The sequence below is a fragment of the Afipia sp. MLSD5-FHT05B12 genome (assembly GCF_058793355.1).
Map to the genome: position 1 here is coordinate 140,638 of NZ_JBXAFS010000009.1, position 12,457 is coordinate 153,094.

The window sequence follows — 12,457 nt, forward strand, 5'->3', positions numbered from 1 at the left end:
AAGAGGGATAACTGAACGCGCGTTCCGCTGGAGGAGGGGGACAGTGCGCAGAACGCTCATTCAGTGTGGGGAGAGTATGGGCCGCGACTTCCTATGCGGACAACTCCGATCCCGGTATGTCAGTCATGCTCAGGATGCGGGCTCAAACGTCCGTTTGAACGGGATCTGGTGATCCGGTTCTGACATTCGTCCCATGTCGATCGCAGGCACTTTGACGAATGTCAGAACCAAAGGATCACCAGAATCATAGCCTTGCTCGTGTCCTTTCGTATTCGACGTTTGTCCGGAGCCGCTGCGAAACAAGCAAACGTCGGATACGGGACACTAGGACGGCCAGCGTTGCGCCTTACTCACGATAAAATCACGGAAAACCTGCACGCGCGCCACGGACTTCAATTCTTCGGGATAAACAAAATACGTATCCAATTGAATCGAGTCCGCCTCGCTGAACAGTTGCACCAGCCGGTTGTTGTCCTCGACCAGATAGTCCGGCAGCGCCGCGATCCCGAGGCCCTGCTGGCAGGCGCGCACCAGACCCAGGATGTTGTTGACCTTGAACACCGGTTCGCGCGGGCCGGAGCCGTTGGTATTGGCCTCGATCAGCCAGTTCCGGTTTTGCAGGTGCTGCGGCACGTTCTGGTCACTGAGGACGATGATCCGGTGTGCATCCAGTTCATCGAGCGTGCGCGGGGTGCCGTGGCGCTTGACGTATTCCGGTGAGCAATAGGCATGGAAGCCCATCGAGAACAGCTTGCGCTGAATGAGATCCGGCTGGGTCGGCTTGCGGGTGCGGATCGCAACGTCGGCCTCGCGCATCGACAGATCGAGTTCCTCGTCGGTCACGATCAGCGAGATGCGGATCTCGGGATATAGCGCGGTGAATTCGCCGAGCCGCGGGATCAGCCAGTTGATGCCGACGCCCGGCGTGGTGGTGACCTTGAGGTCGCCGCTCGGCCGCTCGCGGCTGTCGGTGAGCTTGGCGCGCGCCGCCTGCAACTGCATGAACACGTCATGCGCGGTGCGGAACAGCAAATCGCCCTGTTCGGTGAGGATCAGACCGCGCGCATGGCGATGGAACAGCGATACCGCCAGTTCCTGCTCCAGCGCGCTGACCTGGCGCGAGACGGCCGACTGCGAAAGCCCGAGTTGTTCGCCTGCATGCGTGAAGCTTCCTGCTTCCGCCGCCGCGTGAAAGACCTTCAGCTTGTCCCAGTCCATATCGCTTAATCCATCGCGTGTTCGAGGCATGGTCACTCCGCCGCTGCGCGTTCGGTGGCGCTGTGCGCCAGGAAGCGTTCCGCTTCCAGCGCCGCCATACAGCCGAGGCCCGCAGCCGTCACGGCCTGGCGATAGGTTTCATCCGCGACGTCGCCCGCGGCGAAGACGCCGGGCACCGAGGTCGCGGTGGAATGCGGTGCGATCTCGACATAGCCGGAGGATTTCAGTTTCAACTGGCCGGTGACGAGCTCAGTGGCCGGCGCGTGGCCGATCGCGATGAACACGCCATCCGCCGGATATTCGGTCACGGCACTGCTCTTGAGATTCTTCAGGCGAACATGCGTCACCTTCGACGGATTGTCCTCGCCGCGGATCTCGTCGATCTCGCTGTCCCAGATCACGCTGATCTTGGGATGCTTGAACAGGCGGTCCTGCAAAATGCGTTCGGCGCGCAGGCTGTCGCGGCGATGAACCAGCGTGACCTTCGAGGCGAAGTTGGTCAGGAACAGGGCTTCCTCGACGGCGGTGTTGCCGCCGCCGACCACGAAGACTTCCTTGTTGCGGTAGAAGAAGCCGTCGCAGGTCGCGCACGCCGAGACGCCGAAGCCCTTGAACTTCTCTTCCGACGGAATGCCGAGCCAGCGCGCCTGCGCGCCGGTGGAGAGAATCACGGTATCAGCGAGATAAACGTCGCCGCTGTCGGTGGTGATGCGGAACGGACGCTGGCTCAGTTCGAGCTTGTTGACGTGATCGGTGACGATCCTGGTGCCGACATGCGCCGCCTGCTTTTCCATCTGCTCCATCAGCCAGGGGCCCTGGATGACGTCGGCAAATCCCGGATAGTTCTCGACGTCGGTGGTGATGGTGAGCTGGCCGCCGGGCTGGATGCCCTGGATCAGCACGGGCTCGAGCATGGCGCGTGCGGCGTAAATCGCGGCGGTGTAACCCGCCGGACCAGAACCGATGATGACAACCTTGGCATGAATGCGAGCGGCCATAACCCGACCCTTAGGAGTTTGTTGCATGGGTTGATCAGCGAAGAGGCGGGAAATGCCCGCAAAGGCATCGCTGCGCTGTTAAAAGTGCATGTTCCGAATGTAGGCCATCCTGCGAGCTATGCAAGATATGCAACCCCTGTCCTGAAATTTTCCCCAGCTCGAAGTGACATAGCGCAATGACGAAATAAAATTGCGCGAAGCTCAACTGATGGTTAGAACAGTCCCGAAACGATCCGGACCATCGCCGACCGCCAGGGATTAGGCACGCGTGTCAAAGAGCCTCGACGAAATCGACCTGAAAATACTCAATGAGATTCAGGCCGATGGCCGAATCACCAATGTCGAACTGGCCAAACGCGTCGGCATTTCGCCGCCCCCCTGCCTGCGCCGGGTCCGCACCCTGGAGGAGGAGGGCTATATCCGCGGCTACCGCGGACTGCTGGACCCGCCCTCGCTCGGCTTCGATGTCACGGTGTTCGCCTCGGTACACTTGTCGAGCCAGGCCGACGCCGACCTGCGCGCATTCGAGGAATTCGTTCGTCATGAGCCGCTGGTGCGCGAATGCTGGATGCTGTCGGGCGAGATCGATTTCATTCTCAAATGCGTCGCGCCGGACATGGCGACCTTCCAGAACTTTGTCTCGCACCTCACCGCCGCGCCCCATGTTCGCAACGTGCGAACCTCGCTGGTGCTGCACAACTCCAAGAACGCGCCGGACGTCCCGCTCGAACTGAAAGTCCCGCAGGGCTGAAGCTGTTCGATGTCATCCTTCGAGGCTCGCGGCTATGCCGCCCGCACCCCAGGATGAGCCGATTGCTTTCCCAGCGTTTGTTTTCCGTCACCCCTGAGGCGCGAGCCCTTGCGAGCCTCGAAGGTGACGGTGATCCGCTCGTTTGCGCATGGAACGCACGCTGCCTGTGACGTTTCCCTTCGTGGAGGCTTGCTCTAAAAGCCCCTTGCCGGGCGCCCTCCTCGCGCCCAATTGCGTGATGGGGCTGACGTGACTCTATTTCAGATCATTGTGCTGGCGGTGGCGGGTTTCGCCGCCGGCACTGTCAATGCCGTCGCCGGTGGCGGCACGTTTATTACATTCGCCGCCCTCGTCGCCTGCGGGCTGCCGACGCTCGATGCCAACGCCACCAGCGCCGTGGCTTTGACGCCCAGCAATCTGTCGAGCGTCGCGGCCTATCGCTCCGAAGTCCGCAGCTATTTCCGCGAGATGATTCCATTCGCGATCATCGGATTGGTCGGTGGAGGCGCGGGTGCGCTTTTGCTGATCTGGATCGGCGACAAAGGCTTTCGTCCGCTGGTGCCGTGGCTGCTGTTGCTGGCCACCCTGTTGTTTGCGTTCAGCGGCCAGATTCGCGCGTTCGTCGGACCATGGTCGCGCGGACAGCATGCGGGCGCGCGGACCGCAGCCTACGTACTCATGATGGTGGTGGCAGTCTATGGCGGATTCTTCGGAGCCGGCACGGGCATCATGATGCTCGCGGCACTGGCAATCCTCGAGAGCGGAAATTTTCACAAGGCCAATGCGACAAAGCTTCTCGTCGCGTTCCTGATTCAGATCATGTCGGCGGCGCTGCTGATCGCTGGCGGCCTCGTGCATTGGCCGCAGGCACTGGTGACCATCGGCGCGTCGGTGTTCGGCGGATACTACGGCGTCATCGTTGCGCGCCGGGTGCCGGAAAAAATGATCCGCGCCGCGGTGGTGGCCGTCGGCGCGGTTTTGACTGTCGTGTTTTTTCTCAGGACATGATTGGAAATCTTGGCCTGATGGCTTGAGAGATCAGGCCTTGCCGCGCGAAGCGTCGATGCTCCACGGGCCTGCGCCAGCGCTCGCCAGATAGAGGCAGACGAAGCAGAACAGGATCGCTTCGGTGCCGCGGTTGTTCAGCGGATGCCAGACCGGCGCGCCGGTCTGGAACATGTGGCCCATGAAGTAGGCGAACGCCATTTCACCGGAAAGAATGAAGGCGGCCAGCCGACTGAACAAGCCGACGATCAGCAACGCGCCGACGATCAGTTCGATCGATCCGGCCGCGCCGTATAGCGACATCAGTTCGACCTTGGCGAAATAGGGCAGCGCCGGAAATTTGAAGATCTTGGCCACGCCGTATTGAAACAGCAGCAGACCAGTGATGATGCGCAGCACGCTGAGAAGCTGCGGCCGGTATGATGCAAGAAACCCGAAGTCCATAGAAATTCCCCTGTTTGATTCCATGCACTTTGTTATCGCTCCGCCCGGCCAAGCGGAAGATTGGAACACACCGGACTCGATGACGATTTCGTGGGGTGGGCTGGAAGTAGTGTCCGGCGCGCAGTGTTATGCGTGTGCCTTGGTTTCCCCTGCGATACCGGCCCGGCGCTATTTCAGTTGCGGTGTACTCTGCGGTATTTCCGCGCTGGTGCAGCGGATCGCTTTCGGTTGACGGGCAAAGCCGATGTTCGAGCAGGTCGGTCCCTTGCCGTCGATGCCGCGCGTGCAGTTCACGCATTCGTCGGTCCAGCGCATGCAGTTCGGCTGATTGACGTGAACCGGCAGTTCTTTCGGCTCGGCCGGCGGCGGAATTTCAATCTCGGCGCCACGCGCGCCGGTGGCAGTTAGAACGACCGCGAGCATCAGCATCGTCAGGCGGGAGCGCGGCATGTCTTAAACCATCGTCGTCCCCGCGTAGGCGGGGACCCATCTCTCTTCAAGCTAACACGTCGGGGACGACGCCGAGGATACAAAAATGGCCGGGAAATCCCGGCCATTTTTGTTGAACAGCGCTGCTGCGCAGCCCTGTTTACTTCCAGTCCACCTTGGTGATCTCGTAAGCCTTTGCGCCGCCGGGAGCGACGACCTCAACGGAGGTGCCCTTCTTCTTGCCGATCAGCGCGCGCGCGAGCGGCGATGTGATCGAGATGCGGCCTTTCTTGGCGTCCGCTTCGGGCTCGCCGACGATCTGCCAGACCGCCTTCTTCTCGGTGTCCTCGTCGATCAGGGTGACGGTCGCGCCGAACTTGATGGTGTCGCCGGACAGTTTCGAGACGTCGATGATGTCGGCGCGCGCAAGCTTGTCCTCGAGCTCCGCAATGCGGCCCTCGTTGTGGGACTGTGCTTCCTTCGCGGCGTGATACTCGGCGTTTTCCGACAGGTCGCCATGCGAACGCGCTTCGGCGATCTGCTCGACAATGCGCGGGCGATCCACCGACTGACGCTGCTTCAGTTCAACTTCCAGCGCGGCGTAGCCGCCCTGGGTCATCGGTACCTTTTCAACCATTTCGTCGTCGTCCTTGAATTTCGTGCGGCGAACATCTGCCGCTGGCACGAAATATCCTGTTTGATCCCGTCGACACCGCCGCCGGGCCACGAATGAGAACCGATTGCGGCGGGCGGTTCCCGCCGCAAGTTCCACTTATACTATGCCGGCCAAGCGAACCGGCTAACAATTCAGAGATCGGGCAATTCAGAGATCGGGAAAGTAACCTTGCAGGGTACGGACCTCGAGGTCCCCGCCCAGATAGGCCCGGATGCCCAGTGCGGCCGCCAATGCACCGGAAAGAGTGGTGTAATATGGCACTTTATGCAAGAGGGCAGCGCGTCGCAATGAGCGGCTGTCGGCCAGCGCCTGCGGCCCCTCGGTGGTATTGAAAACGAGCTGCACCTCGCCGTTGGTAATGGCGTCCACAATGTGTGGCCGGCCTTCCAGCACTTTATTGATCTTTTCGGCTGGTACTCCGCTCTCCACCAGGAAGCGCTGGGTGCCCGAGGTGGCGATCACCTTGAAGCCGAGCGAGGTCAGCATTTTCACCGCATCGAGAATGCGGGCCTTGTCGATTTCGCGCACCGACACGAACACGGTTCCCTTGCGCGGGACGCGCGTGCCGCCCCCCAGCTGGCTCTTGGCGAAGGCGACGGCGAACGAGCGATCGATGCCCATGATCTCGCCAGTCGATTTCATTTCCGGCCCGAGCACGGTGTCGACGCCGGGGAAACGCGCGAACGGGAACACGGATTCCTTGACGCCGACATGGTCGAGCTCGCGCGGCCTCAGCTTGAAGTCCGCGAGCTTCTCGCCGGCCATGATGCGCGCGGCGATCTTGGCGACCGGAATGCCGACCACCTTGGCGACGAACGGCACGGTTCGCGACGCACGCGGATTGACCTCCAGCACGTAGATCTCGCCATCCTTGATGGCGTACTGCACGTTCATCAGGCCGACGACGTCGAGACCGAGCGCGAGCTCGCGGGTCTGGCGTTCGAGTTCGGCGATCATCGCGGCATCGAGGGAGTGCGGCGGCAGCGAGCAGGCCGAGTCGCCGGAGTGGATGCCGGCCTCTTCGATGTGCTCCATGATACCGACGACAAACGTATCCTTGCCGTCGCACAGGCAATCGACGTCGACCTCGGTCGCGTCGGACAGATAACGGTCGAACAGCAAGGGGTTCTTGCCGAGCACCGTGTTGATCTGGCCGGTCTTGTCGTTGGGATAGCGCGCCTTGACGTCGGCGGGCACCAGCTCCGGCAGGGTGCCGAGCAGGTAATCGCCGAGCTGGAACTCTTCGCGGATGATCTGCATGGCGCGGCCGCCGAGTACATAGGACGGGCGCACGACCAGCGGCAAACCCAGATCGGCGGCCACAAGGCGCGCCTGCTCGACCGAATAGGCGATGCCGTTCTTGGGTTGCTTCAGGCGCAGCTTGTCGAGCACGCGCTTGAAGCGGTCGCGGTCTTCGGCGAGATCGATGGCGTCGGGCGAGGTGCCGAGGATCGGCACGTCGGCGGCTTGCAGCGCGTGCGCGAGCTTCAGCGGGGTCTGACCGCCAAACTGCACGATGACGCCGTGGAGCTTGCCGTTGCTGCGTTCGGTGTCGATGATCTCCAGCACGTCCTCGGCGGTCAGCGGCTCGAAGTAGAGCCGGTCCGCGGTGTCGTAGTCGGTCGACACGGTTTCCGGGTTGCAGTTGACCATGATGGACTCAAAGCCGGCGTCGTGCAGCGCGAAGCAGGCATGACAGCAGCAATAGTCGAACTCGATGCCTTGACCAATTCTGTTTGGTCCGCCGCCAAGGATGATGACCTTGTTCTTGTCCGATGGTGCGCTCTCGTCCGCGGCTTTGCCGGCGAACGGCGCTTCATAGGTCGAATACATGTAGGCGGTGGGCGAGGCGAACTCGGCGGCGCAAGTGTCGATGCGCTTGAACACCGGACGCACGTTCATGGTCCGCCGCAGCGACTTCACCTCGGCTTCGGTCTTGCCTGCGAGCACCGCGAGGCGCGCGTCGGAGAAGCCCATGGCTTTCAGGGTGCGCATGCCGTGGGGGTTGCCGGGCAGGCCGTGCTTTTTGACCTTGGCTTCCATCGCGACGATGCCGCGCATCTCGGCGAGGAACCACGGGTCGATCTTGCACGAGGTGAAGATCTCCTCGTTGGTCCAGCCGAGCCGCATCGCCTGCGCGACCTGCAACAGCCGGTCGGGCGTCGGCGTGCCGAGTGCGGCACGCACCGCATTCTTGTCGTCGCCCTGGCCGAGGCCTTCGATCTCGATTTCGTCGAGACCGGTGAGGCCGGTCTCCAGCCCGCGCAGCGCTTTCTGCAAGCTTTCCTGGAACGTGCGGCCGATCGCCATCACTTCGCCGACCGACTTCATCGAGGTGGTCAGTGTGGTGGACGCGCCGGGGAATTTCTCGAATGCAAAGCGCGGAATCTTGGTGACCACGTAATCGATGGTCGGCTCGAACGATGCCGGGGTCGCGCCGCCGGTGATGTCGTTGGCGATTTCGTCGAGCGTGTAGCCGACTGCGAGTTTCGCAGCGACCTTGGCGATCGGGAAGCCGGTGGCTTTCGAGGCCAGCGCCGAGGAACGCGACACGCGCGGATTCATCTCAATGACGACCATGCGGCCGTCCACCGGATTGACGCCGAACTGCACGTTCGATCCGCCGGTCTCGACGCCGATCTCGCGCAGCACCGCCAGCGACGCGTCGCGCATGATCTGATATTCTTTATCGGTCAGCGTCAGGGCAGGGGCGACGGTGATCGAATCGCCGGTATGCACGCCCATCGGATCGAGGTTCTCGATCGAGCAGACGATGATGCAGTTGTCGTGTCTGTCGCGGACAACCTCCATCTCGTACTCTTTCCAGCCGAGCACCGACTCTTCGATCAGCACTTCGTTGGTCGGCGAGGCGTCGAGGCCGCGCTCGATGATGTCGAGAAATTCCTCGCGGTTGTAGGCGATGCCGCCGCCGGTGCCGCCCATGGTGAACGACGGGCGGATGATCGCGGGCAGGCCGATCTCGGAGAGCGCCATCAGCGCCTGGCCGAGGGCATGCTCCTGATAGCGCTTGCGGCGGTCGCCTTCATGCAGCACCCACTGGCGCTCGTGCTCGGCGAGCGCCTCGCCGGAGAGCTTTTCCTTCTCGGCAAGATACTGGTCGCGATACTGCTTCTTCAGGTCCGAGGCGTTGGCGAGCCGCGACTTCGGCGTCTCGAGGCCGATCTTGGTCATCGCCTCGCGGAACAACTGGCGGTCTTCCGCCTTGTCGATGGCGTCGGCGGTGGCGCCGATCATCTCGACGTCGAATTTTTCCAGCGTGCCCTGACGGCGCAGCGACAGCGCGCAGTTCAGCGCAGTCTGGCCGCCCATGGTCGGCAGCAGCGCGAAGCCGCCGGGAATGACGTGACGTTCCTTCTCGATGATCTTGGCGACGATCTCGGGGGTGATCGGCTCGATGTAGGTTGCGTCCGCCAGTTCCGGGTCCGTCATGATGGTGGCCGGATTGGAATTGACCAGGACGATGCGATAGCCCTCCTCGCGGAGCGTCTTGACGGCCTGGGTGCCCGAATAGTCGAATTCGCAGGCCTGACCGATCACGATGGGGCCGGCGCCGATGATGAGGATCGTCGAGATGTCTGTACGTTTAGGCATTAAGTCTCACGGCAGGAAATTGGGCACAAAAAAAGGGCGCGCGTTCGCGCGTCCTTTGAACCCGGCGCTTGGGGTAGCCATGCGCGCGCCGTGTCTTTAGACCAGATTCCCGAGCGTTGAAAGGTCTTTAAGGCTGCGATCAACCGGCAATTTTATGCAGTTTCGGGCTTTTTTGCCGGTTGGGGTCTCAGCCCGGCGCTGTCGCCACAAAGGTCATGCGGGCCGGATTGTAGCCGACATTGGTTTTGGCCCGCGAAGGCGAAAAACCCGCAGCTTTCAGCTTCGCAACCATGTCCGCCTCGCCGTAGCGCTGAAGTCCGATGCTCTGGCGCAATTGCCAGTAATCCGACAGTGCGGTGCGGGCGAGCCCCCACAGCGCATCGGTCAGGAAGCCGTTTTTGGCGGCAAGTTTAAGCAGCGCGATCACGTCGGTGGCGGCCCCGACTTCCGGCCGCAGGATGTCGCCGAGCACGAGTTTGCCGCCCGGCTTCAGGATGCGCCGCATCAGGCTAAAGGCGCGGTCGAGTTCGGCCGGCGTCATGTACTGCGCGACCGAAATCATCACCGCCAGATCAATCGAGCCATTCGGCAACTGCTGAAGCCCGTCGAGCGAGCGGACTTCGATTCTCGGGTTCGGGCCGAAGCGCGAGGTCAGCCGCCCGCGCACGCCGGGGGCCGGTTCGGCAAGAATGAGCTTCTGGCAAGCCGCCGCGACCTGTGCCGCGAACAACGCCTCGCCGCAGGAATAGTCGAGTACGATGGCGTCGGGTGAGGGCACGTATGCGAGAATGTCATTGGCGATCACGCGAAAATGCACGTCGCGATGCAGCTTGCTGACATAAATCGTGTGCGTTGAATCGTAATAGTCGATCCAGTCGTCCATCGGTCTGTCCGGACTGGCATGGACCCGAAAGCGGAAACCGGTTTTCGGGAAGATCATGCCTTCAAAATGAGAGGTTCCCGTGCGGGAACGGGCGGGTACAGGATGCGTTAGAAGGTCTGGCGATCCCTGTCCATCGCCCGATCTGTATCTCCTAGCAGGAAGGCCCCGCCGTGAGCAAAACCGGGTCCAGTGTTTCTCCCGATCTCGATACGCCCACCGATCTGTCGCAGGAGGCCGTCGACAGGATTTCCGCGGCGCTCAACCCGCTCCGAACGCGTCCGCAAGATTGGCGGCACCACGCTGCGCTCTGTCGGTCATCTCGCCAGGCTGACCGGCATCAAGGACAATGACGAGAAATTCGTGCCGCCGCGCGAGATGCTGCGCGAACTGATGGAAGACAACAAGAAGACGGTCGTCGCCATGCGCAAGGCGCACGAGGTTGCCGACAAATACGGCGACTCGGCGACAGCGAGCATTCTCGAGAACTTCATCGACGCCGCCGAGCGCCGGACCTGGTTCCTGCTCGAGGCCAGCCGTCAGGAAGGCGGCAACGAGGCCTGATATGTTTCCATCGTTCCCATCCATCGTATCCCAAGAAGACGCCCGCCCAGCAGCGGGCGTTTTTAGTAGCGCGATACACAAGTCTCGTCGTCCCCGCGAAGGCGGGGACCATACTCCCTGTCTGCGAAATTTATGCAGGGGTGTGTCAGTTCTCTGTTTTCAGAAGACGAGCCGGTGGTTATGGGTCCCCGCCTTCGCGGGGACGACCAGAAATCACCCATTTTGCTCCTGCATCCATCATCGCGTAAACTTTGATAATTTTGGGGGCCAGGAAACTTGCACGCATTCGAATGGACCATCGGATTGATGTTGGGGGCGATGCTGCTGTCGGCGCTCGCGCGCCGCCTCGGCGTTCCCTATCCGACGTTCCTTGCGCTCGGCGGCGTCGGCATTGCCTTTCTTCCTGATGCGCCGGCCTGGACGCTCGACCCTGAATTGGCGCTGGCGCTGTTCGTCGCACCCGTGCTGCTCGATGCTGCCTTCGACACCTCGATGCGCGATCTGCGCGACAACTGGGTGCCGGTGGCGACGCTGGTGCTGGTGGCAGTCGGCCTGACGACGGCGTCAGTCGCCTTCGTCGCGCACTGGCTGATCCCGGCCATGCCGTGGTCCGCCGCGATCGCGCTGGGCGCCATCGTTGCGCCGCCGGATGCGGCCGCGGCGACCGCGATCCTGCGCACCGTCAAGCTGCCCCATCGCGTTCTCAAAATTCTCGAGGGCGAAAGCCTGCTCAACGATGCCAGCGCCCTGCTGATCTATCGTGTCGCGGTGAGCGCCGCGCTGGCGACATCGCTCAGCGTGAGCCATGTCGCGCCGGTGCTGGCGGGTGCGATCTTCGGTAGTCTGGTGGCGGGATACGTGCTCGCGCGGCTTTCGATGCTGGTCACCTCGCGCATCAGGGACGTACCGACATCGATCATCATGCAGTTCGCCGGCACCTTCACGGTGTGGATCGCCGCCGAAAAGCTGGGTCTGTCCGGCATTCTCACCATCGTCGTCTATGCGGTCACGCTTGCCCGCAACATCCCGGCTTACACGCCCGCGCGGATGCGCGTGCCGTCCTACGCGGTATGGGAGACGATCGTTTATCTGCTCAACGTGATGGCTTTCGTGCTGATCGGCACGCAACTGCGGCCGATCTGGGCCGGGCTCGACGATACGGTGCGGTGGCAGTACTCGGTCGCGGCCGGCGCCGTGCTTGCAACCGTGATCGTGACGCGCATCGCCTGGGTGATGACCAACAACACGGTCTGGCGGCTGCTGCTGTTCCGCTTCGGACTCAAGCCGCGCCGCGTCACGATCAGCCCGCCGACGGCCAAAGGCGGTCTTCTGGTGTCGTGGTGCGGGATGCGCGGCATCGTCACGCTGGCGGCGGCCTTCGCGCTGCCGGAAGGGTTTCCCTATCGCGATCTGATTTTGCTGACGGCGTTCGGCGTGGTGCTCGGGACGCTGGTGATTCAGGGACTGACGCTGCGCCCGCTGATTGCGTGGCTCGCGCTGGACGACGGCGATCCGGTTGCGCATGAGGTCGGCTGGGCGCGCCGTGCCGCGTTTCATGCCGCGCTCGAGGCCATCGACGGCGACAAATCTCCGGAAGCGGAAATGCTGCGGCTGGAATATCAGCAGATGCTGTCGCGGGCCGAGAGCAATCCCGACGGCTTGACGTCGAGCGAACTGCCGGCTGACCCGCTGCGTCGGCAGGCGATCGGTGCGGCGCGCCGCGTGCTGTTCGAGATGCGTCAGTCAGGCGAAATCGGCGACGACGCGTTTCACCGGCTGGAGGAGGAATTCGACTGGGCCGAGTTGAGCGCCGCGAAGTCGTGAGTTTAAGCGGCCCTCATTTGAGCGAAATATTCCCGCAGTCGTCCCGGCACAAGTGG

At 62.4% G+C, this 12,457-nt stretch carries 10 protein-coding genes and 1 pseudogene; 4 read left to right on the plus strand and 7 right to left on the minus strand.

All coding sequences use genetic code 11. From position 1 onward, the window contains the following. Positions 1 to 324 precede the first annotated feature (324 nt). Positions 325 to 1,248, minus strand: coding sequence for a LysR family transcriptional regulator (locus AC1Q6J_RS14030; protein ID WP_492279890.1), 924 nt, complete (start codon positions 1,246 to 1,248; stop codon positions 325 to 327). Positions 1,249 to 1,250: 2 nt separating this feature from the next. After that, complete coding sequence (gene trxB, locus AC1Q6J_RS14035) at positions 1,251 to 2,216, minus strand: thioredoxin-disulfide reductase (RefSeq protein WP_492279891.1); 966 nt, start codon at positions 2,214 to 2,216, stop codon at positions 1,251 to 1,253. A gap of 268 nt (positions 2,217 to 2,484) precedes the next feature. Between trxB and AC1Q6J_RS14040 the strand changes: the two genes are divergently transcribed. Together AC1Q6J_RS14040 and AC1Q6J_RS14045 are read left to right on the plus strand one after the other, a co-directional pair. Beyond that, on the plus strand, positions 2,485 to 2,967 hold the full coding sequence (locus AC1Q6J_RS14040; RefSeq protein ID WP_024574330.1) for an Lrp/AsnC family transcriptional regulator: 483 nt from the start codon (positions 2,485 to 2,487) through the stop codon (positions 2,965 to 2,967). 249 nt (positions 2,968 to 3,216) lie between these two features. Further along, positions 3,217 to 3,975 (plus strand): sulfite exporter TauE/SafE family protein, encoded by a 759-nt coding sequence (locus AC1Q6J_RS14045; protein WP_492279892.1) that lies wholly within the window; start codon positions 3,217 to 3,219, stop codon positions 3,973 to 3,975. Between the two features lie 30 nt (positions 3,976 to 4,005). Here AC1Q6J_RS14045 and AC1Q6J_RS14050 read toward each other — a convergent pair whose 3' ends face one another. The 5 genes from AC1Q6J_RS14050 to AC1Q6J_RS14070 form a co-directional block, all read right to left on the minus strand. Next, positions 4,006 to 4,416, minus strand: a complete 411-nt coding sequence (locus AC1Q6J_RS14050) for a DoxX family protein (protein WP_492279893.1) — start codon at positions 4,414 to 4,416, stop codon at positions 4,006 to 4,008. Positions 4,417 to 4,584: 168 nt separating this feature from the next. Continuing rightward, entirely contained in the window at positions 4,585 to 4,866 is a 282-nt protein-coding gene (locus tag AC1Q6J_RS14055; protein ID WP_492279894.1) for a hypothetical protein, read from the minus strand. 139 nt (positions 4,867 to 5,005) lie between these two features. Continuing rightward, positions 5,006 to 5,482, minus strand: coding sequence for a transcription elongation factor GreA (gene greA, locus AC1Q6J_RS14060; protein WP_492279914.1), 477 nt, complete (start codon positions 5,480 to 5,482; stop codon positions 5,006 to 5,008). A gap of 186 nt (positions 5,483 to 5,668) precedes the next feature. After that, entirely contained in the window at positions 5,669 to 9,133 is a 3,465-nt protein-coding gene (gene carB / locus AC1Q6J_RS14065; protein WP_492279895.1) for a carbamoyl-phosphate synthase large subunit, read from the minus strand. 187 nt (positions 9,134 to 9,320) lie between these two features. Further along, a complete protein-coding gene (locus AC1Q6J_RS14070) occupies positions 9,321 to 10,016 on the minus strand; it encodes a class I SAM-dependent methyltransferase (RefSeq protein WP_492279896.1) in 696 nt (231 codons plus the stop codon). A 170-nt stretch (positions 10,017 to 10,186) separates the two neighbouring features. Between AC1Q6J_RS14070 and AC1Q6J_RS14075 the strand changes: the two are divergent. Then, positions 10,187 to 10,577: pseudogene (locus AC1Q6J_RS14075) on the plus strand (Dps family protein). A 276-nt stretch (positions 10,578 to 10,853) separates the two neighbouring features. Beyond that, a complete protein-coding gene (locus AC1Q6J_RS14080) occupies positions 10,854 to 12,401 on the plus strand; it encodes a cation:proton antiporter (protein ID WP_492279897.1) in 1,548 nt (515 codons plus the stop codon). Positions 12,402 to 12,457 lie beyond the last annotated feature (56 nt).